This window comes from Sporosarcina luteola, assembly GCF_007991495.1.
Classification (GTDB): domain Bacteria; phylum Bacillota; class Bacilli; order Bacillales_A; family Planococcaceae; genus Sporosarcina; species Sporosarcina luteola.
Genome location: NZ_BJYL01000005.1, coordinates 1 through 21,719 on the forward strand (window position 1 = coordinate 1; position 21,719 = coordinate 21,719).

Here is a 21,719-nt window from a genome sequence, read left to right on the forward strand (position 1 = left end):
TCACTCCCTCCTACTCGATTTTCTGACAACTGTCTTGTATCATGATAAACTAGTGAAAAAGAGGAAGAATGGGGAGATAGAGTGGATAGGAAAAGGTTAATCATGGGGCTGATTGTCATTATTGCAATCCCTCTATACGTATGGATTGCTTATTATGAGATTCCTGGAAAAGCGAGAATTGGAGAGGAAAAGCTCCAACAAGACCCGATGAAGCATGATTTCGAAAAGGTCCTTGAGTTTGAAAGCAACTACATGGGAGATGCCTCAAATACTTCAGCACTTTTTCAGTTGCTGCCTTTGAATGAATATAAAGGGTCAATTGAGATGGATCCTGACCGCTTTTCGTTAGTCGTTCACTATCAAGCTTCGATTGCGGAACTCGGGGAAAAGGCGGAGCAGGCATTTCTATATAATACGACTGCGGCATTTTTAATGCTGAAAAACTTGGAAGTAGTGGAATTGCGGTTTCTTGATGATTCATACATAGTCCATCGTGAAAATGTGGAGGAGTGGTTTGGTGAAGAGTTCGGGACACTGATAGAACCGGATGTATTTAAGGAGAAAGTGCAAAAGCCTCTAGGGGAGCCGGGAATTGACGAGTGGCTAAAAGCTTATATGAAAGAGGAATGAGCATGAATATTTATATTGTAACAGGCGCCTCAAAAGGAATTGGATTTGAATTGATGAAACAATTGAGGGATAGGGGCGGGAAAGTAATTGGTGTTGCACGTACGAATCAGGGTGACCCATCCGATTTCATTAAAGTTGATTTGACTGAAACGAGTAATTTAGAGGAATTGATATGGCGTATTGTCGAAGAAAATATACATCAGGCAACAGCCTTCACGTTAATAAACAATGCTGGAATTGTCGAGCCGATCGGGTTGAGTGGCAGTGTAAATGCAGAGCAAATAACGCAGGCTGTATCTATTAATATGACTGCACCGATGATTTTATCCAATGCATTCATCGCGAGTTTGAAGCGATTTGAAGGACAAAAAAAGATTGTCAATATATCATCCGGGGCTGGTCGGAAGTCCTATGAAGGATGGGGAGTCTATTGCGCGACGAAAGCAGGACTTGATCATTTTTCCCGTGTTATTTCCTTGGAGCAGGAAAATGCCGAGTTCCCGGTTGAAATTGTATCGATAGCACCCGGAATTATTGACACAGGCATGCAGGAGACGATTCGGTCGAGTGATGCAGATGATTTTCCCCTGCTGGACCGTTTCATTGACTATAAAAGTCAAGGCCAGTTAAGTAGCGCTGCACAAACAGCTGATCAGCTAATTGCCGTATTGGACAGGAAAGACTTCAAGGAAATCGGACCGATTGCGGATATACGCCAGATAATTGACTAAAGAAACGCTTGGATCCGAAATGGTCCAAGCGTTTTTCAATCCAGCACCTGTCGAGGCTAAACGCCGCCCTGCGCTTTTTAATCGACCCGCACAACTTCTTCAAAGTCTCTCACTTTTTCAAGTGCAACGAGGAAAGGCGGGTTGTTCCGCTGGTTGAGCAGTTCATAGCGGATGACGTGCACATCCGCTTGGTGCAATGTTTTGACATAGGCGAGCAGTGCGTCCCGCTCTTCTTTGCCTCCATCGTGGCCGTCATAAACGGATATTGTAATGATCCCTCCCTTTTTTAGCATTCCCAGCAATTTGTGGATTGCTTGGATTGTTGACTTGGGTTTCGTAATAATGGACTTATCGTCGCTATAAGGTAGGTAGCCTAAATTGAACATCGCTCCGCCAATCGGTTGATTGACATAGCGATCGACATCCGCATGACTGTCCAAGATGAGATTGACTCGGCTAGTCAACTCCCCTAATCTGCCGGCAGTCGCTTCGAGGGCGGCTTGCTGAATATCGAAGGCAAAAACCTTTCCATCCTCTCCAACTAGCTCCGCTAAGAAAAATGTATCATTCCCGTTCCCGGCGGTCGCGTCGACGACGGACTCGCCAGGAAGGATAGTTGCACTCATCAGCCGCTTTGAAAAAGGAAGGACCCGGTGCAAAAGGATTTGACTCATTTACATTTCCACCTTTCCGTATCGATTGACTAAATTGTATCATGAACAATTTGAAGGGTGTCATCTGAATTGCGGAACATATTCCGTTTATCTTGTCTGATTGTGGAAAAAAGCATACACTCAAAATATCCTGCAAGTATGGGGTCGATATTACTTGAACGGAGGCAGGGATATGCCTAAAAAAGTTTGGTTGCTCGTTATCGGGATGTTCGTGAATGTCATCGGAAACTCTTTTCTTTGGCCTTTAAATACAATTTATATGCATGATTATTTAGGCAAGTCATTGGCGGTTGCGGGGCTTGTGCTCATGGCAAATGCGGGAGCAGGTGTAGTCGGAAATCTGCTAGGTGGTTTCTTATTTGATAAGATTGGCGGATTTAAATCAATCATTAGTGGAATCATCCTATCGATTTTGGCGCTTGCCTATCTCGTTTACAACCATGATTGGTATCCATATATTATTTTTCTTACAATATTAGGATTCAGTGGCGGTATCATTTTTCCGAGTATGTATGCCATGGTCGGAACAATTTGGCCTGAAGGGGGCAGGAAGGCGTTCAACTCGATCTACCTTGCTCAGAACGTCGGTGTTGCGATCGGTCCCGCTTTGGCAGGATTTGTCGCATCTGTCCATATTGACTATATCTTTTCTGCAAACCTTGCCTTTTATATTATCTTTCTGCTCATTGCGTATTTTGGATATAAGAAATTAGAAATTGCACCAGACCGGCACACCGATGTTATCCGGGAAACAGGGCGGATCAAACATAGGGCACCTTTCTATGCGCTGCTCATATTGGTTGCCGGCTACTTGGTCACTTGGCTCGTCTATTCCCAATGGTCGACAACCATTTCCACTCACGCCTTATCGATTGGCGTTACGTTGAGGGAATATAGCTCCATTTGGACAATTAACGGGTTACTCATTGTCATCGGTCAACCCATTATTAAGCCGCTGATTAAGCGGATCGAGAATAAGCTGAAGACACAGATGATTATCGGGACGTCAATCTTCATCATCTCTTTCATCGTCGTCAGTTTTGCGGGATCCTTCAAAATGTTCATCGTTTCCATGGTTATTCTTACATTCGGTGAAATGATCGTATGGCCTGCCATACCGACGATAGCTAGTCAGTTGGCGCCTAAAGGGAGAGATGGTTTTTATCAAGGTATTGTAAACTCCGCGGCAACGATCGGGCGAATGATCGGTCCATTTGCGGGTGGCGTTCTTGTGGAAATCTACGGCATGAAAATAATGCTTTTACTACTAACTAGCCTTATGGCGATAACAATCGTTTCAACATTGCTATATGATCGGCCACTTAGAACGTCGGGTGAAAAACCGGAAATCCAATAAGGATTTTCCGGTTTTTTTCATACGAAGATTGCGTTCAATATGATAGTTTGTTTAAATGAAGATAGGATAGTTGTTATTATTCTGAGGATTCAAAAGGGGGAATGCTAGATGAAACCAATTTATTCAACAGCGATGGAAGCAATTTCACGAATTGAAGATGGTTCGACATTAATGGTAGGAGGCTTCGGCCTCGTTGGAATTCCTGAACAACTCATTTTAGCGCTCGTTGAAAAAGGCGTCAAAGATTTGACGGTCATTTCAAATAACTGTGGTGTCGACGAATGGGGACTCGGTCTTTTATTGAAGGAAAAGCAAATAAAGAAAATGATCGGCTCCTATGTTGGGGAAAACAAGGAATTCGAACGTCAAGTCTTATCCGGTGAAATTGAAGTTGAATTGACACCGCAAGGGACACTTGCTGAAAAAATCCGTGCAGGTGGCGCTGGAATTCCTGCATTTTATACGCCGGCTGGGGTAGGTACGACAGTGGCGGATGGTAAAGAGACGAGGGTGTTTAACGGCAAGGAGTATGTTCTGGAAGAAGCGCTTGTCGCTGATTTTGCTTTGATTCGCGCAGCGAGGGCAGATAAAATCGGAAACTTGATCTATAACAAGACGGCTCAGAATTTCAATCCGATGATGGCAGCTGCAGGGAAAGTTACGATTGCAGAAGTTGAGGAAATCGTGGAAACAGGGCAACTCGATCCGGCGACAATTCATACACCTAGCATTTACGTACAAGGCCTATTGCAAGCGAAACAGGAAAAACGGATAGAGCGACTAACGCTCTCGTAAGGGAAGGGGATGTTCACGATGAATTTCAGAGAGAGAATTGCAAGACGAGCGGAAAAGGAAATCAATGATGGCGACTACGTCAACCTTGGTATCGGAATGCCGACATTGGTCGCTAACTATATTTCGGCTGATAAGACGGTCGTGCTTCAGTCGGAAAACGGACTTCTTGGAATTGGGCCGTATCCAACGGAAGACGAGGTCGATCCAGACCTGATCAATGCGGGGAAGGAAACGGTAACGACAATCCCCGGCTCTGCATTTTTCAACAGTGCGGAATCGTTCGCGATGATTCGCGGTGGACATGTCGACGTGGCAATCTTGGGTGGTATGGAAGTGTCCGAAAATGGGGATTTAGCAAACTGGATGATTCCTGGCAAGATGATTAAAGGGATGGGCGGCGCGATGGATCTTGTGCACGGCGCTAAGAAAATCATCGTCATTATGGATCATGTCGCAAAAGACGGTTCAGCGAAGATTAAAAAAGAATGCGCACTGCCTTTAACTGGAAAAGGCGTCGTTCATAAAATCATTACAGAACGAGCTTTGATCGACGTGACACCAGATGGTTTGGAATTGAAGGAAGTGTTCGAAGGATTCACAGTCGAAGACGTTGTGAATTCGACGGATGCGGAATTGAAAGTGAATCTAGGTTGAATATAAAATGCCAAGTCCTTCAGCGAGGGCTTGGCGTTTTCATCTATATTTCTTCATGTATTGTATTTTGGAACAATTTCGGGTACACTACAATAAACTAACTTCAATAGCGTTGGCGTTGAAAAGGAATTAGTAATCGGTCCGGTCGATTAAAGAGAGCAGGCGGTTGGTGCGAGCCTGTACGACTACGATGAACTCGCCTTTGAGCCTGTATCGGTGAACGAATAGTAGCCGGTGCCGTTTTCCGCGTTAAGGAATCAAGTTGGGCGGCATTGCCGTCAATTTGGGTGGCACCGCGGGAGTACATATACCTCTCGTCCCTTATTTATAAGGGACGGGAGTTTTTTATTTCCGCAAAACGCGATTTGAGTGTAAAGGGAAGGATGGATCGACATGAGTTATAAACATCAAGAAATTGAAAAGAAGTGGCAACAGTATTGGAAGGACAATAAGACGTACAAAATGATTGACGATGAATCAAAACCGAAATTCTATGCGCTTGATATGTTCCCATATCCTTCTGGCGCGGGCCTTCACGTCGGTCACCCGCTAGGCTATATCGCGACGGATATTTTAAGTTCATTCAAACGGAAACAGGGCTATAACGTCCTTCACCCGATGGGATGGGACGCGTTCGGTCTGCCGGCTGAACAATATGCGATTGACACTGGGAATGACCCTGCTGAATTCACGGCGAAAAACATTGCAACATTCAAACGTCAAATGAATGACCTTGGGTTTTCATACGACTGGGACCGCGAAGTGAATACGACAGATCCGAAGTATTACAAATGGACACAATGGATTTTCATTCAATTGTATAAAAAAGGCTTGGCGTATATCGATGAAGTGCCAGTGAACTGGTGTCCTGCGCTTGGCACGGTCCTTGCGAATGAAGAAGTGATCGACGGGAAATCCGAGCGTGGCGGCCATCCAGTAGAACGCCGTCCGATGCGCCAATGGGTATTGCGCATAACGGAATATGCTGACCGCTTGCTTGAGGATCTTGACGACGTTGACTGGCCGGATAGCCTGAAGGATATGCAACGCAACTGGATCGGACGATCTGAAGGTGCTCAATTGACATTCGAAATCGACGGAACCGAGCTTTCATTCGAAGCATTTACGACTCGTCCCGACACAATCTTCGGCGCAACATATGCCGTCCTAGCTCCTGAGCATAAGCTGGTCGAGCAAATTACGACAGCTGAACAAAAAGGTGCAGTCGACGCTTATTTGGATAAAGTGAAAACGAAGAGTGACTTGGAACGTACGGACCTTGCGAAAGAGAAAACAGGCGTATTCACAGGCGCTTACGCAATCAACCCTGCGAGCGGCGAAAAAATGCCGATCTGGATTGCGGATTATGTCCTTGCATCATACGGAACAGGCGCCATTATGGCGGTGCCTGCGCATGATGAACGGGATTATGAGTTCGCAGTTGAATTCAAATTGCCGATAGTAGAAGTCGTCGCTGGCGGAGATGTTACGAAAGAAGCATATACAGGAGACGGCAACCATATCAATTCTGATTTCCTAGACGGTCTAGGAAAAGAAGAAGCAATTGAAAAGGCGATTGCATGGTTCGTCGAAAAGGGCAAAGGCGAGAAGAAAATCACATACCGCCTTCGCGACTGGCTATTCTCCAGACAGCGTTATTGGGGTGAACCGATTCCAATCATCCATTGGGAAGACGGTTCCATGACGACGGTCGATGAATCCGAATTGCCGTTAATGTTGCCGAAAACGGATAACATTAAACCGAGCGGAACAGGAGAATCTCCGCTTGCGAATATCGAAGAATGGGTCAATGTCGTTGATCCCGTCACAGGCATGAAAGGCCGTCGGGAAACGAATACGATGCCGCAATGGGCAGGAAGCTGCTGGTACTACTTGCGCTATATTGACCCGGATAATGATGAAATGCTCATCGATCCGAAGCTTGCGGAACGTTGGTTGCCGGTCGACATTTATGTTGGCGGTGCGGAACATGCAGTGCTTCACCTTCTTTACGCACGTTTCTGGCATAAGGTGCTGTACGATATCGGTGTCGTATCGACGAAAGAGCCATTCCAAAAGTTATTCAACCAAGGAATGATCCTAGGAGAAGGGCATGTGAAAATGTCCAAGTCGCTTGGCAATGTCATCAATCCAGATGATATCGTTCATTCACACGGCGCAGATACACTCCGTTTATACGAAATGTTCATGGGCCCACTTGACGCATCCAAAGAATGGTCAACAAACGGCCTGGACGGATCACGTCGTTTCTTGGACCGCATTTGGCGACTATTCGTTAATGAAGATGGATCGCTTAGCGAGAAAATCGGCGGTGAACCAGGAGGCGCACTTGAAAAGGTATACCACCAAACCGTGAAGAAAGTGACCGAAGACTTCGAAGGAATGCGTAATAACACGGCGATTTCGCAAATGATGGTGTTCATCAACGAAGGTTATAAAGTCGACTCAATTCCAAAAGAATTCGTCGAAGGCTTCGTCGTCATGATCTCACCAATCACGCCGCATCTTGCAGAAGAGCTTTGGGAGAAACTTGGACATAGTGAGTCAGTAACCTATGTCACATGGCCAACATTTGATGAATCAAAACTATCCGATGACACGATCGAAGTAGCGGTTCAAATCAACGGAAAAGTCCGTGCGAAAATCAATGTTGCGAAGGATATTACGAAGGAAGAGCTTGAAAAAGTTGCTTTGTCTGACGAAAATGTAAAGCAATGGATTGATGGCAAAGAATTGAAGAAAGTGATCGCGATTCCAGGAAGACTGGTTAATATTGTAGCGGTATAAGCATAGATATATTTGTAACCCGTGGAAAGGGTATATTACTTTCCGCGGGTTATTTAATCGCGTCCAAAGGAAGTCGCCGCGCGTCCAAAGCTGGTAGTCCCAAACCCATACCCGCCATTCGAACCCAAACGAAAAACACCAGTCGCATAAAACTGGTGTTTTAATCGTGCTATCTCTTATCTCTTCGCAAACGACCCAGCACTCATCCCGGCAATTCGACCAGTAACGAGCGCGGAAGTTATATTATAACCGCCCGTATAACCATGTATATCCAAAATCTCGCCGCAGAAGAAAAGTCCTTCTTTTTTCCGCGAGGCCATCGTTTTCGGCTCGATTTCTTTCGTCGAGATGCCTCCGCCTGTGACGAATGCCTTTTCAATCGGCTGCGTGCCGTTTACAGTCATCGGAAATCCTTTCAACAAGCCCGCCAACTTACGAATCTTTTCATTCGAAAGCCCGGCACCGATATCAGCTGCGTCAATTCCCGCACGTTCAAATAAAAATAACAGCCATCGTTCTGGCGCGATTCCCTTCAAGCTGTTCTTCAATGCTTTCTTCGGATCCTCTTTTAACAAACCTTGAATCATCTGAAACGCCTTTTCTTCATTCATCGCAGGTAGGGAATCAATCCTCAATTCAACAGGCTTTCTCCCGTTTTTCATCTGTTCCTTCACGATGAACTGGCTGCATCGTAATATCGCAGGACCGCTCAATCCGAAGTGGGTGAACAACATGTCCATTTGATGCGTGACCAATGTTTTCCCTTTTGCATTCAAAACGGAAACAGCTACATCGCGCAATGCAAGTCCTTGTAGTTCTTTTGATTGGATGAACGATTCATTGGATAATAAAGGCACTTCCGTCGGATACAATTCCGTTACGGTATGACCTGCTTTCTCGGCCCAAGGATAGCCGTCTCCTGTACTCCCAGTTTGCGGTACTGCTTTGCCGCCTACAGCGATGACGACTGCATTCGCCCGGATTTCTTCGCCATCTTCCAGCCGAACACCCAAAATCTGTTCATCATCCATCAATAATTTCTTTACCCGGGTCGACAGTCTAACTTCGACGTGCAACCGATCCATTTCAGTGAGCAATGCATTGACGACATCCTTCGCTTTATTCGAGACAGGGAACATTCTGCCGTGATCTTCTTCCTTTAACGGCACACCGAGCCCTTCAAAAAATGCGATAATATCCTCATTATTGAAAACGGAAAACGGACCATATAAAAATCTTCCGTTTCCGGGGATGTTTTTCACGATTTCCTCCAAAGGCAATCGGTTTGTTACATTGCATCTGCCTCCGCCAGAAATGGATAGTTTATTTCCAAGCTTTTTTCCTTTGTCGAGAAGAAGGACTTTACTTCCGTTTTCAGCTGCGGCGATCGAGGCCATTAACCCTGAGGGACCCCCGCCGACAATTATGACGTCATACATATATGAAACCACACTTTCGATTTTTCTCCATTATACATGATGTCTTCAATAATCATTGTGAAAAATGTCGGCTGGGGGTAAACTGATAAGTAGCTTTGTGGGGTAGTTCTTAAGATTGGAAGGATCAAATATGTCATCAAATCTTGTAAAAGGCACGGCCATTTTAACGATCGGGCTCTTTCTATCGAAGGCGCTTGGTCTATTATACGTTATTCCGTTTTATGCGATTGTTGGGCAAGAAAATATCGGTTTGTATCAGTACGCATATATCCCTTACAACTTGGCGTTGGCGATTGCTATATCGGGCGCACCGCTGGCTATTTCGAAATTCGTATCGAAATATAATGCGGTTGGAGATTATGCCACCGGCCGGAAATTGATGAAATCCGGCATGCTTGTCATGGTAGTTACAGGTATATTGTCGTTCTTAATATTATTCTTTCTGGCTGAACCAATAGCGCATCTTGTTGTAGTCGATGATGACCAAAGATATACGTTAGCAGAAATTACATCCGTGATCCGATGGGTGAGTTATGCGCTGCTTGTTGTCCCGTTGATGAGTATTGTACGTGGGTATCTGCAAGGTAACCAGAAGTTTGAACCGACTTCTGTTTCTCAACTTGTTGAGCAGATTGTCCGAATTGTATTCGTATTGCTTGGAGCGTTCATCGTAGTTAATATCTTGGATTTATCCCCAAGGACAGCTGTGAAATTTGCGGTATTTGCCGCATTCATCGGTGCACTTGCTGGCCTTGCTGTCTTATATAAGTATTGGATGAAGTATAAACCTGAATTCAATCAACTGTATGCGAGCAGTCCACCGGCAAGCGATATTACTTTTTTTGATATGTATAAAGAGGTGATAGGGTACACAATCCCATTTATCCTTGTCGGTGTCATTAATCCCTTGTACCAATTTGTAGATATGATTACATTCAACAATGCGATGAAATCAATTGGCCTATCGGACGTAACAGATGACTTTTTTACAATGCTCAACTTTTTGACGCATAAAGTCGTTATGATTCCCGTTATGGTGGCTACCGGTTTTTCGATGGCTTTGATTCCGGTCATTACAAGTTATTATACAAAGAAAGATCAGAAAGGAATTACTCGATCACTCGACCAAACGTTTCAAATCATGCTGTTTCTAACCGTTCCGATGGTTCTTGGTTTGATTGTCCTTTCGAATGAAACCTATACTTTCCTATATAGCAAAAGCGCGGCCGGCGCGGAGGTCCTCGCCTCTTATGCACCCGTTGCTATTCTGTTCGGTTTATTCACCGTAACTGCTGCCATCCTTCAAGGAATCGACAAGCATAAATGGATCGTCTTCACTTCATTGACAGGGTTATTGTTCAAAATGGTGTTGAACATCCCTCTTATTAAGCTTTTTGAAGTGAATGGAGCAATCGCTGCTACGGCGATCGGCTATGCAGTTGCTGTCGCCATTAATATTTATGTCATTTCGAGGGTCCTTCATTATCGTTCGAGAATGGTGTTCAGAAGACTCATCCTCATCGGGATTTTCAATGTCATTATGCTTGTAGCTGTTCAATTAACATTAAAAGGCCTGCTAGCGATCAGCCCAGTGGGCGGCAAGATGCAAGCATTGCTTTACGTTCTAATATGTGCGTTTGTCGGGGCGGCAGTATATGGGGCTCTGTCCTTGAAATCAGGCCTTGCACAAAAATTATTCGGAGATCGTTTAACGAAGATTACAAAGAAGCTCGGTTTTGGAGGGTGAAGAATGCGTTTAGATAAACTATTGGCAAATATGGGGTTTGGCTCCCGAAAAGAGGTGCGCCAACTTTTGAAGAAAGGCGCTATCCAGGTACAAGGCGAGCAGGTGAAGGACCCCGCGCTTCACGTTGATCCACAAATCGATGAAGTGACGATTCTTGGTGAACGGGTCGTTTATAGGGAGTTCATCTACTTGATGATGCATAAACCTCAAGGCGTTATATCTGCAACGGAAGACACGCGTGATCAGACCGTCATCGACTTGTTAGATGATGAATACAGACATTTCGAGCCGTTCCCAGTCGGCAGGCTAGACAAAGACACAGAGGGCTTATTGCTCATAACGAATGACGGAAAGCTTACACATGAATTATTGTCGCCGAAAAAGGAAGTGCCGAAAACGTATTATGCCCATATTGAAGGGGTTGTCAGTGAGGAAGATATCAATAGGTTTGCTGAAGGAGTAACGCTGGAGGATGGCTATTTCACAAAACCGGGAAAACTTCGCATCTTAAAATCAGCAACTATATCCGAAATCGAACTGACAATTACGGAGGGAAAATTCCACCAAGTGAAAAGGATGTTCGAAGCTGTAGGCAAGCGGGTTGTCTACTTGAAACGCCTTTCCATGGGGCCTTTGCAGTTGGATGAAAAATTGCTGCTTGGGGAATATCGGGAATTGACAGATGAAGAGCTCTCTATGCTTCGCAATGAAAAAGGCTGAACCGGATTATCCGATTCAGTCTTTTTCATATGCTGAATTGAAGTGAATTTAGGAAGGCAATTTAACTTTTTTCTGAGTTGTCGTCCATTTACCGCGAGCGGGGCTTGTAATAAGCTCATTATATTCGAGGACGTTCAAGTCCCTTTGCGCAGTACGGTTGGTGATACCGAATTCTTCGACCACATTTTCCGTTGTGACAATACCTTTATCAAGGATATACATATAGACGTCCTTAATGCGGGTAAGCATACGATCAGTAGCTGGATTCAACTGTGGAACCACTCCTTCATCTTCATTTTCCAAAAACGATGGGCATGAGACTATTGAATGTACCCTAGGTTAGTTGAAATCGCCTCCGACAATGCACTCCTTTCATCAGAACGTTGCGTCAGATGCAATGTTCTGACAATACTAGTATAACTCATTTTGTTCGATAGTACATGAATTTTTTGTTAATTGTTTGTGTAGAATGTTTTGTCCTTTATTTTCTTAGCCGAACGTGCAAAAATAGGGTATTAAGAAAGAAGGTGCTTGGATTGGTGAATTGGGAAGAAAAAGTGTTGGCTGGGCAAGACATGTTAATCGATGATTTAAAGCAATTAGTATCCATTCCGTCTGTTTTGGATGAGGAAGCGGCAACAGAGGAAGCGCCGTTCGGACCAGAACCGAAGCGTGCGCTTGCATGGATGCTTGAAGAAGGCAGGAAGGCAGGCTTCACCGTCAAGAATGTCGACAATATGGCAGGACATATTGAAATGGGCGATGGAGATGAATTAGTAGGCATCCTCTGCCATGTCGATGTCGTCCCTGCTGGCAGCGGCTGGACGCACGGTCCATTTGAGGGCGTTGTTAAGGACGGGAAATTATTTGGACGTGGAGCGATCGATGACAAAGGGCCCACAATAGCCGCTTGGCATGCGATGAAAATGATTAAGCAATCAGGCGTTCCGTTGAATAAAAGAGTGCGACTCATCATTGGGGCTGATGAGGAAAGCGGATTCCGTTGCGTTAAGCGTTATTTCGAAAAAGAGGAGATGCCGACAATCGGATTTGCGCCGGATGCGGATTTCCCCATCATCAACGCAGAAAAAGGAATTGCTTCATTGAGTTTTCAACTGAAAACACAATTGACTGACGGCCAGCTACTTGCATTTCAATCGGGAAATCGGACAAATATGGTGCCGGATCTAGCAGAGGCTGTTATTGGGATCGGCATTTCAGAGATCAAGGACCAATTTGAAACTTTCATGGATACACATAATTATGGTTATTCAATCGTTGGGAACGAAACCGAGACAACTTTTAGTGTTAACGGCAAGTCTGCGCATGCGATGGAACCCGACAATGGCGTGAATGCGGCTGTTGTATTGGCGACATTCCTAAACCGCATCTTTGAGGAGGGACAGTCCAAAGACTTTACTCAATTCATTGTTGATGCATTTGGAAATGAAACGAGGGGAAGCTATTTGGGCTTGGCTTTTAATGATCACATATCAGGTGATACGACATTAAATGCAGGCATTGTTACTTTCTCTCCGGAACAAGGAGGGCAAGTAGAAGTGAGTATGCGATACTCGGTCACTTATCCATTTGAGGAGAAGATTGAGACGTGTTTGGAAAGATTGAAGGACTCCCCGTTCGAATTAACGGTAAAGGGTAACTCAAAGCCACACCACGTTGATGCAAATGATCCATTCATCAAAACCTTGCAAGAAATTTATAAAACATATACAGGTGAAGAGGCCGAGCTTTTGTCAATCGGCGGTGGCACGTATGCGCGTGTTCTTGATAAAGGCGTCGCTTTCGGAATGCTATTCCCGGGCAGGGAGGATGTCGCACATCAGGCGGATGAATATGTATATATAGAGGATTTATTGAAGGCGACAGCCATTTACGCAGAGGCAATCAGCCGCCTTGCATCGAAAGAAGAGGAAGGGGAAAAGGAATGACGATTTACTTTATTGACGGCCAATTCACCAGCAAGGACAGTTTGAACATCTCGATTGATGATCGAGGATATTATTTCGGCGATGGGGTTTACGAAGTTGTTAAAGTGTACGATGGAGAATTGTATACAGCCGAGGAGCATTTTGAGCGTTTATTCCAAAGCGCATCGAAAATTAAAATGTCCATCCCTTATTCTGAACAGCAATTGATCGATATTGCAAAGGAATTGGTCAAGACGAACGACATCAAAACAGGGCATATCTATATTCAAGTGACACGGGGCGTATCACCACGCGTTCATCAATTTCCAGAAATGGAAGTGCCGCCAGTCGTAACGGGATACGCAATTCCGAATCCTAGGCCATATAAAAATTTGGAAGACGGGGTATCGGCAAAAACAGTCGATGATGTCCGTTGGCTCCGCTGTGATATTAAAAGCTTGAACTTGCTTGCTAATGTGCTTGCTAAACAAGAAGCCTATGAGGACGGGTGTGCTGAAGCGATCATGGTCCGGGATGGGGTTGTCATGGAAGGATCTTCGTCCAATATGTTTGGGATTAAAAATGGCGTTGTTTATACACATCCTGCAACAAATTTAATCCTTAACGGCATCACACGCCGGGTTGTTTTAAAACTATGTAAAGAAATGAGCATTCCGGTGGAAGAGAAAACGTTCACTTCTGAGGAAGCTATGAAGATGGATGAATTTTTCATGACATCTACAACAGCTGAAGTTACACCGGTAGTTAAAATTGATGGAAAAGCGATAGGTTCAGGTTCGCCAGGTCCTATTACAAAAAAATTGCAAGAAGCTTTTACGCGTCAGATTCCGGTGACTGTAATAGGAGAATAAGAATCGCCAACTGATCGGAGTGGATGAAATTGGCGCAGCTTGTCAAACTGCTTGATTATGTATCACGCTATGAAAATGACTTATCACGATACCCGACACAATATGTCCGTTTGAAAAATTCCCAATGGCAACGAATGAAACTTCAATGGGAAAATGGAGCTGATCTTTCTGATTGGCGGCAAATTCCGGAAGAAGTTGAAGAACAACCCGAAGAGGGGAAATGGTACACCCCTCTTTTTCGTTTATTCGGCAATAGAAAAGAACAGACGGAAGAATTGATAGAAATAGAATCACATGAAGATGGCGAGGAAGAAACGGACCTTTTTAATTTTAATCCGAATATCATTTCCAATCCGACAAACCTTGAACAGCTGCGCCGGCTCTATTTGAATCAGTTGTTCCATTTCCAATTAAAATGGGCAAGCTCTACAATGCTTGAAAGTTCCCGACTCGATGCAAAATTCATGCGTGATCCTTTGCTAAAGAGTTTCACGCAACAGCTCCCGGATAGTTTTCTATTGTTTTATTATCCTGTCCTGAAAGTGAAAAAAGCGCCAGTTGAGCTGGATATTATCGTCATCACTCCACTTGAGTGCTTGTGCATTACAATGTTGGAGCAGGAAGATGTCGCTGCATTCATTGGAAGCGGGGATCGTTTTTGGATAAAAAAATCAGGAGAGCGCGAATCGAGAATCCTAAATCCGCTCATTGGGCTGAATCGGATGGAGAAAATCCTTTCAGGAATCTTTCTCGCGCAAGGAATAGATTTTCCGATTAAGAAGATCGTCGCTTCAAGAAATGGATATATTGACTACCCAAGTACGCCGTTTGATACGAAAGTTATTGATCGGCGGACATATGGTGAATGGTTCGATGCATTACGGAAATCGACGGTGCCAATGAAATTCAATCAATTCAAAGCAGCACAGTCGATTTTAGATAATGTGCAAACGACAGCAATCAGCCGATTGTTCGAGGAACCAATTGAACAATCGACTGACGAGAATAATGAACAGAAATGAGTGTAATCAATTATGCGTCTTCGCAATAAACCGTGGGCAAAAGATTTCATGGGGGAACATCCGGATATCTTAATCCATGAAGATGAAAAAACAGTGAAAGACTGGAAAGAGATCTTTGGCAATGAAAATCCGATTCATGTAGAAGTCGGAACTGGAAAAGGGCAATTCGTCATTGGTATGGCAAAAGCCAATCCGGACATCAACTATATCGGAATCGAGCATTTTGATAATGTCATCGTTTCTGCATTGGAAAAGGCAATCGAGACGGACAAGCCTTCGAACTTGCGCTTGCTCCGTGGTAATGGCGCCAATTTGGAGGAGTTGTTCGAAACGGGGGAATTGGACCGGATCTATTTGAATTTTTCCGATCCGTGGCCGAAATCCCGACATGCAAAACGGAGACTTACGCATGAATCATTTTTAGCGCGCTATGAACATGTTTTACGGAAACAGGGGGAAATCCATTTTAAGACGGACAACCGTAAGTTATTCGAGTACTCACTCGTTTCCATTTCTGCCTATGGCATGATTCTTCAAGATGTTTCACTCGATTTGCATGCTGAAATGCCGGAAGATAATATTATGACGGAATATGAAGAGAAGTTCTCCGCAAAAGGACAACCGATCTATCGATTGGAAGCGATGTACAACAACTAGGGAAATGGAATTTTTAAATGTGGCTTCCACTTCAGGCGGACGCTTTCCGCGGGCGAGGCTGAGCCTTCTCAGTCACGAAAAGCATGCTCCTTGCGGGGTCTCAGCTGTCTCGCTTTTCCCACAGGAGTCGCCGCCTTCCGTTCCAGCCAACGGAGAGTGCTAGAAAGAATGAAGTTGAAAGGGGAAATATTTTTGGATACATATACATTTCACGATATGACACTGACTTGGCTTGATGGAGGAGTGAACTTTCTTGACGGCGGCACAATGTTCGGCGTAGTGCCAAAAGCGTTGTGGTCACGGAAATACGAGGTTGATGACGATAATCTGATTGAACTTCGAACTGACCCCATATTCATTTCTTATGCCGGAAAGAATATTTTGATAGACAGCGGGATTGGAAAAGGGAAGTTGTCGGATAAGTTGAAGCGGAATCTCGGAGTTCGCGCTGAGACGAAAGTGGAGGAAAGCTTGGCAGAGCTCGGTTTGACACCGGACGATATTGATATTGTCCTCATGACGCATCTGCATAATGACCATGCAGCGGGATTGACATGTTTTAAAAACGACGAGCTTGTATCGACTTTTCCAAATGCAGAAATTTATGCATCTCAAGTGGAGTGGGATGAAATGCGGAATCCAAATATCCGTTCCAGAAATACATACTGGAAAGAAAACTGGGAGCCCATACAACACCAAGTGAAAACGTTCGAAGACCGGGTTACTGTCCTGCCAGGCATCGAAATGATCCATACAGGAGGCCATAGTGATGGCCATAGCGTCATCAAACTTACCCAAAACGATGAAACAATCTTGCATATGGGTGATATTATGCCGACCCACGCGCATAGCAACCCATTATGGGTACTCGCTTACGACGATTACCCGATGACATCGATCTTCGCGAAAGAAAAGCTCATGAAAGAAGCATTGCCGAACCGCTACCGTTTTATCTTTTACCACGATGCGGTCTATCGCCTCGTCCAATGGGATGAAACCGGAAAAGAAATCACCGAATCGGTCAAACTTACCAGATCATAAAAATAGCCGTCACACGAAAACGTGTGACGGCATTTTTTATTTCTGAATCAATTCAACGACCGTGCCAGTTTCAGCATTCGCCGCGAATTCAAACTGTTCAAGTTCACCATTTCTAATTCTCGAAATACCGCCGCGATATACTTCCATTGACAATACATTGTTTGTAAACTGCTCAGGCTTCATAACGATCCAAGAACCATCGATCGGTCCTTCTTTTTTAAAAGCATCCTTCACCGAATTCAAAACCTGTTCCGCCGGTGTATTCGGATTCATCTTTTCAAAGGCCTGGTTAACAATCAGACCGGCAGCCACACCCGTTAAAATTCCTGCTACGAAATCTTTTGCTTTCATACCTAGAAACCCCCTCAATCAATCTCCCCCAAGTGTACCATATTTACATAAAGATTTTAAATTCCGATATATATTTTCATATTGATTCAAATTAATTCGTAAAGCTAAATATTCAAGATGGATAGTTTCTGAATACTGCATTATAATAGGGGAAGTACATATCGAATTGGGGGAAATATTCATGAACAATGAAACGTTGACAATGTTTAAAACTTTAACCGAACTACCCGGAGCACCAGGAAATGAACATATGCTCCGCAGCTATATGCGCGAAGAGCTTGGAAAATATTCTGATGAACTGATCCAGGACAATCTCGGAGGTATTTTCGGTGTCCGTAAAGGACCTGAAGACGCTCCTCGCATCATGGTGGCGGGCCATATGGATGAAGTCGGCTTCATGGTATCAGCTATCACTGACAACGGCATGATCCGTTTCCAACCGCTTGGTGGCTGGTGGAGCCAAGTGCTGCTCGCACAACGCGTTCAAATCATTACAGATGAAGGTCCTGTCGTCGGCGTCATCGGTTCCATTCCTCCGCATCTGCTCAGTGACGAAGTCCGCAATAAACCGATGGATATTAAAAACATGCTGATTGACATCGGCGCAGACGATAAAGAAGATGCTAAGAAAATCGGAATCCGGCCAGGACAGCAAATCGTCCCGATCTGCCCATTCACACCAATGGCGAACGATAAGAAAATTTTGGCGAAAGCATGGGATAATCGCTACGGATGTGGATTAGCGATAGAGTTACTGAAAGAGGTACAAGGTGAAAAGCTTCCGAATAACCTTTACTCCGGAGCTAACGTTATGGAAGAAGTCGGCCTGCGTGGCGCTCAAGCTGCTGCTAGAATGATTAATCCTGACCTGTTCTTTGCATTGGATGCGAGCCCTGCAAATGATGCTTCCGGCAATAAAAACGAATTTGGACAGCTTGGTAAAGGGACGTTGCTACGTATTTTCGACCGGTCGATGGTAACGCATCGAGGCATGCGTGAATTCATCTTGGATACGGCAGAAACTCATAAAATCCCTTATCAGTATTTCATTTCCCAAGGTGGAACAGACGCCGGACAAGTTCATATTTCGAACGAAGGCGTACCGAGCGCTGTCATCGGCATTTGTTCTCGTTATATCCACACATCGGCTTCCATCATTCACACGGATGATTATGCAGCTGCAAAAGAGCTTCTTGTGAAACTTGTGAAAGCGTGTGATAAAACAACCATTGATACTATCAAAAGTAATGTTTAATTAATTTGACGACCATCCTTCGAAAAGTTGAGGATGGTCTTTTCTTGGAAGAGGAGGAAAAGCATGAAATTCGTAATTGGATCAACCAACAAAGCGAAGGTGAAGGCAGCACGTACAATAATCGATGAACATTTTCCAAGCAGTGAACTGTTTGAAGTGAAAGTGCCTTCAGGAGTCAAGGATCAACCCTTCGGTGATGAGGAAACGAGAACGGGGGCATTGAACAGAGCAATGAATGCTTCCGCTGAAATAGACGGAGCAATTGGCATAGGCCTGGAAGGAGGCGTGCGGATGCTTGGTGACGAAATGTTCGTTTGCAACTGGGGTGCAATCGTGACACCTTCCGGAAAAACATTCACCGCTGCAGGCGCTCAAATTCCATTGCCGAAACGTATTGCAACGGAATTGCAACGAGGTAGGGAACTGGGCGTCGTCGTCGATGAGTATTTCAAAGCGAGCGGCATCCGCCAGAACGAAGGGGCGATTGGTATGTTTACAGCACATGTCGTAACCCGAGATTTACTTTTCGAGCATGTCATGCAATTATTGATCGGCCAATTAACATACAGTCAAAACGATCAATGAACACGATATTTGCATATGGCTGTTATTATCTTTAAAATAGATAGCGGTATATCCATATAACTACGCTTGAATGATTGGAGGAAGTTGAATGTTCCGTACATGGAAATTTCTATTCCTGACTTTCCTTTCCATAACGATTCTAGCCGGCTGCGGGAAAACGCTTGATGAGCGATCTGCGGACGGTATTGCAGCAGCTAAAGAAGCTTTTCAACTGCATGATAAAAACGTAAATGACGAAGTGAAAGGTGTTTCATTATATAAGCCGGCGGGATTTACGATCGAGGACAATTCCGATGCGCAAAATATAGTGATGAAAAAGGGCGATGAAATGTTCATCCTTTTCATCAATCCGAACGAAAATAGGGATAGTCGCCTTTTCTATGACTTATTGGAAGGCGAAAAGGAATCGGATCGCTATGAAGAAGTATTTACCGAGGAAGGGTATTTCGGATTTGCATCCATTTCAGAAGTGGGCGAGGATCAGGTTGAGTTGATTGCAAGCGTCGGCGGCATTAAAATGACAACCATCACAAAGAATAAAAACATCGAAAAAAACATGGCCAGCATGATGGAGATCGTACGCTCCATTGAACAAGACTCTTAATACCCTGTTATTATGGGTCAGTTGAATGGAGCGGAAGGCGGCGACTCCTGTCTGTCTAGCTACAGGCGCTAGATGCTCGGGTCATAAGTCAAAGCTGCTCTGTGGCAAAGGACGCCACGCCGCATCTTCGTCTTATGCCTGTCGCATCTGAGCAAGCGCCTTCCGCTTTTCGTTGGAAAGCGTCCGTCTGGAGCGGAAATCAACGGTATTATTAAATAGAAAAATAAAAAAGCGGTCACCCGACGCATTTGCGACGAGCGGCCGTTTAGTATTGAAAGGAAAGGTGATAAAAATGAATTCTGCACAATTAGTGGAATTGTTGAAAGAACGCCTTCCATCCGAAAACCTGCAATGGCGTTTTGACAGGAAAACCGATAAAGTTCGGTTAGAGCATTCCATATTGAAAAAAGGGATGGATATATCATTACCTGAAATCCTTGCCAAATATGAAACGAAGAAAGAATCTGCAATCAATGAGGTCATCTATACAATAACGGAAACGTTCAACGCGATGGAAATGGAGCAGAAGGAAGGGTTCAAAAAAACCAATTCCATCTACCCTGTCATCCGTTCCACCTCATTCCCACAAAAATCCAAAGCAGGAGACAGTTTCATCGTCAAAGATCATACTGCGGAAACAAGAATCTTCTATGCATTGGATTTAGGAACTACATATCGATTAATCGATGAAACAATGCTGGACTCCCTTGGAATGTCAGAAAACGAAATTATGGAGTCTGCCATATTCAAGGTAAGGTCTTTACCGACCGAAATGAAAAAAGATGAAGTTGCTGGAAATGTCTTCTACTTCGTCAATAACAATGACGGTTATGATGCAAGCCGGATTTTGAACCAAGCATTCCTGAAAGAGATGGAAGGGAAGATTGAAGGACATATGACTGTTTCCGTCCCTCATCAAGATGTTCTGATCATTGGCGATATCCGAAACGATACTGGATACGATATACTTGCTCAAATGACCATGCAGTTTTTCACGGTAGGGACAGTTCCTGTGACATCCCTGTCATTCATATACGAAGAAGGTAAAATGGAACCAATTTTCATTATGGCGAAAAATCGAGTTGCAAGAAAGGAAGGAAGAAAGAAATGAATCTATTTTACAATCAAAACGGCGTCGGGGACGTGCTTATGGTCCAATTGACCACTGTCCGTCCACAAGATACAGAAGTTGAAACAGTGAAAGATATTACATTAATAAAGGACTCAACGACCGGTGAAATCGTTGCAATCAATGTCTTCAATGCATCTGAGTACGTGAAAATCGGAGCGGATGGACAAGTGGAAACAACTGAAGAAATCGTTGGGTCTTTAAAGAATGCATTGAAAAATAACGGAGTCGATCTGGAGCTTGATGTAGACCTTACTCCTAAATTTGTTGTTGGGTATGTGAAAAAGAAAGAAAAGCATCCGAACGCTGATAAATTAAGCATCTGCACTGTTGATGTTGGAAGCGAAACACTTCAAATCGTCTGCGGCGCCCCGAATGTAGATGAAGGCCAGAAAGTAGTTGTAGCAAAAGTAGGTGCAGTTATGCCTTCTGGAATGATTATCCGCGATGCAGAACTAAGAGGAATCGCATCATCCGGGATGATCTGCTCAGCCAAAGAACTGAACTTACCAGACGCCCCAGCAGAAAAAGGAATCCTAGTCCTCCCAGCAGACGCTGAAATTGGCCAACCATTTGAAGGGTAACATTAGACGTTGATTGAAGCGGAAATCATCTATATTGTATAAGTATTCCGAAGCGTACTGTCCAAAACAGTACGTTTTTCTTATTTTAGCCATCTGATTGATTTAATTGATGAAAACCTGCTAAAATAGAATGATC

22 protein-coding genes and 1 other annotated feature are annotated in these 21,719 nt (G+C 44.3%); of the genes, 18 read left to right on the top strand and 4 right to left on the bottom strand.

Annotated elements, in window-relative coordinates; genetic code table 11:
• Positions 1 to 81: 81 nt before the first annotated feature.
• Both SLU01_RS02325 and SLU01_RS02330 read left to right on the top strand, forming a co-directional pair.
• Positions 82 to 630: a DUF4825 domain-containing protein gene (locus SLU01_RS02325; protein ID WP_147054945.1), complete on the top strand. Its 549-nt coding sequence runs from the start codon at positions 82 to 84 to the stop codon at positions 628 to 630.
• A 2-nt stretch (positions 631 to 632) separates the two neighbouring features.
• On the top strand, positions 633 to 1,361 hold the full coding sequence (locus tag SLU01_RS02330) for an SDR family NAD(P)-dependent oxidoreductase (RefSeq protein WP_147054948.1): 729 nt from the start codon (positions 633 to 635) through the stop codon (positions 1,359 to 1,361).
• A gap of 77 nt (positions 1,362 to 1,438) precedes the next feature.
• Here SLU01_RS02330 and mnmM read toward each other — a convergent pair whose 3' ends face one another.
• Positions 1,439 to 2,035, bottom strand: a complete 597-nt coding sequence (gene mnmM, locus SLU01_RS02335; RefSeq protein WP_147054950.1) for a tRNA 5-(aminomethyl)-2-thiouridylate-methyltransferase MnmM — start codon at positions 2,033 to 2,035, stop codon at positions 1,439 to 1,441.
• A 172-nt stretch (positions 2,036 to 2,207) separates the two neighbouring features.
• On the opposite strand from mnmM, the gene SLU01_RS02340 reads away from it, so the two are divergent.
• From SLU01_RS02340 to leuS, 4 genes are all read left to right on the top strand, one after another.
• Complete coding sequence (locus SLU01_RS02340; protein WP_147054952.1) at positions 2,208 to 3,392, top strand: MDR family MFS transporter; 1,185 nt, start codon at positions 2,208 to 2,210, stop codon at positions 3,390 to 3,392.
• Between the two features lie 108 nt (positions 3,393 to 3,500).
• Positions 3,501 to 4,187, top strand: coding sequence for a CoA transferase subunit A (locus SLU01_RS02345; RefSeq protein ID WP_147054954.1), 687 nt, complete (start codon positions 3,501 to 3,503; stop codon positions 4,185 to 4,187).
• A 9-nt stretch (positions 4,188 to 4,196) separates the two neighbouring features.
• On the top strand, positions 4,197 to 4,841 hold the full coding sequence (locus SLU01_RS02350; RefSeq protein ID WP_147054956.1) for a 3-oxoacid CoA-transferase subunit B: 645 nt from the start codon (positions 4,197 to 4,199) through the stop codon (positions 4,839 to 4,841).
• A 109-nt stretch (positions 4,842 to 4,950) separates the two neighbouring features.
• Positions 4,951 to 5,166, top strand: a binding site (T-box leader).
• Between the two features lie 68 nt (positions 5,167 to 5,234).
• A complete protein-coding gene (gene leuS / locus SLU01_RS02355; protein WP_147054958.1) occupies positions 5,235 to 7,649 on the top strand; it encodes a leucine--tRNA ligase in 2,415 nt (804 codons plus the stop codon).
• Positions 7,650 to 7,825: 176 nt separating this feature from the next.
• Here leuS and SLU01_RS02360 read toward each other — a convergent pair whose 3' ends face one another.
• Positions 7,826 to 9,088, bottom strand: coding sequence for a BaiN/RdsA family NAD(P)/FAD-dependent oxidoreductase (locus tag SLU01_RS02360; RefSeq protein ID WP_147054961.1), 1,263 nt, complete (start codon positions 9,086 to 9,088; stop codon positions 7,826 to 7,828).
• A 130-nt stretch (positions 9,089 to 9,218) separates the two neighbouring features.
• Between SLU01_RS02360 and SLU01_RS02365 the strand changes: the two genes are divergently transcribed.
• On the top strand, positions 9,219 to 10,835 hold the full coding sequence (locus SLU01_RS02365; RefSeq protein WP_147054963.1) for a putative polysaccharide biosynthesis protein: 1,617 nt from the start codon (positions 9,219 to 9,221) through the stop codon (positions 10,833 to 10,835).
• A 3-nt stretch (positions 10,836 to 10,838) separates the two neighbouring features.
• Positions 10,839 to 11,555: a pseudouridine synthase gene (locus SLU01_RS02370; protein ID WP_147054965.1), complete on the top strand. Its 717-nt coding sequence runs from the start codon at positions 10,839 to 10,841 to the stop codon at positions 11,553 to 11,555.
• Between the two features lie 48 nt (positions 11,556 to 11,603).
• Here the strand turns inward: SLU01_RS02370 and SLU01_RS02375 are convergent, their stop codons facing one another.
• Positions 11,604 to 11,825 carry a DeoR family transcriptional regulator gene (locus SLU01_RS02375; protein WP_147055032.1) on the bottom strand — a complete coding sequence of 74 codons (222 nt, stop codon included), beginning with the start codon at positions 11,823 to 11,825 and terminating at the stop codon, positions 11,604 to 11,606.
• Positions 11,826 to 12,094: 269 nt separating this feature from the next.
• Between SLU01_RS02375 and pepV the strand changes: the two genes are divergently transcribed.
• The 5 genes from pepV to SLU01_RS02400 all read left to right on the top strand — a co-directional run bounded on the left by pepV (position 12,095) and on the right by SLU01_RS02400 (position 17,075).
• On the top strand, positions 12,095 to 13,504 hold the full coding sequence (gene pepV / locus SLU01_RS02380; protein ID WP_373866384.1) for a dipeptidase PepV: 1,410 nt from the start codon (positions 12,095 to 12,097) through the stop codon (positions 13,502 to 13,504).
• Positions 13,501 to 14,355, top strand: coding sequence for a D-amino-acid transaminase (gene dat / locus SLU01_RS02385; protein ID WP_147054969.1), 855 nt, complete (start codon positions 13,501 to 13,503; stop codon positions 14,353 to 14,355). Before pepV ends, dat begins: the two co-directional genes overlap by 4 nt.
• A gap of 29 nt (positions 14,356 to 14,384) precedes the next feature.
• A complete protein-coding gene (locus tag SLU01_RS02390; protein WP_147054971.1) occupies positions 14,385 to 15,377 on the top strand; it encodes a nuclease-related domain-containing protein in 993 nt (330 codons plus the stop codon).
• 12 nt (positions 15,378 to 15,389) lie between these two features.
• Positions 15,390 to 16,034, top strand: coding sequence for a tRNA (guanosine(46)-N7)-methyltransferase TrmB (gene trmB, locus SLU01_RS02395; RefSeq protein ID WP_147054973.1), 645 nt, complete (start codon positions 15,390 to 15,392; stop codon positions 16,032 to 16,034).
• Between the two features lie 192 nt (positions 16,035 to 16,226).
• Complete coding sequence (locus tag SLU01_RS02400; protein ID WP_147054975.1) at positions 16,227 to 17,075, top strand: YtnP family quorum-quenching lactonase; 849 nt, start codon at positions 16,227 to 16,229, stop codon at positions 17,073 to 17,075.
• Positions 17,076 to 17,111: 36 nt separating this feature from the next.
• Here the strand turns inward: SLU01_RS02400 and SLU01_RS02405 are convergent, their stop codons facing one another.
• Positions 17,112 to 17,426 carry a hypothetical protein gene (locus tag SLU01_RS02405; protein ID WP_147054977.1) on the bottom strand — a complete coding sequence of 105 codons (315 nt, stop codon included), beginning with the start codon at positions 17,424 to 17,426 and terminating at the stop codon, positions 17,112 to 17,114.
• A 181-nt stretch (positions 17,427 to 17,607) separates the two neighbouring features.
• On the opposite strand from SLU01_RS02405, the gene SLU01_RS02410 reads away from it, so the two are divergent.
• From SLU01_RS02410 to ytpR, 5 genes are all read left to right on the top strand, one after another.
• Complete coding sequence (locus SLU01_RS02410) at positions 17,608 to 18,681, top strand: M42 family metallopeptidase (RefSeq protein WP_147054979.1); 1,074 nt, start codon at positions 17,608 to 17,610, stop codon at positions 18,679 to 18,681.
• Positions 18,682 to 18,744: 63 nt separating this feature from the next.
• Positions 18,745 to 19,266: a DUF84 family protein gene (locus SLU01_RS02415; RefSeq protein WP_147054981.1), complete on the top strand. Its 522-nt coding sequence runs from the start codon at positions 18,745 to 18,747 to the stop codon at positions 19,264 to 19,266.
• Positions 19,267 to 19,354: 88 nt separating this feature from the next.
• A complete protein-coding gene (locus SLU01_RS02420; protein ID WP_147054983.1) occupies positions 19,355 to 19,870 on the top strand; it encodes a hypothetical protein in 516 nt (171 codons plus the stop codon).
• A gap of 292 nt (positions 19,871 to 20,162) precedes the next feature.
• The gene (locus SLU01_RS02425) at positions 20,163 to 20,981 is read left to right on the top strand and encodes a DUF1444 domain-containing protein (RefSeq protein ID WP_147054985.1); all 819 of its coding nucleotides are present in this window, start codon (positions 20,163 to 20,165) and stop codon (positions 20,979 to 20,981) included.
• Positions 20,978 to 21,583: a YtpR family tRNA-binding protein gene (gene ytpR, locus SLU01_RS02430; RefSeq protein WP_147054987.1), complete on the top strand. Its 606-nt coding sequence runs from the start codon at positions 20,978 to 20,980 to the stop codon at positions 21,581 to 21,583. Before SLU01_RS02425 ends, ytpR begins: the two co-directional genes overlap by 4 nt.
• The last annotated feature ends 136 nt before the right edge of the window (positions 21,584 to 21,719 follow it).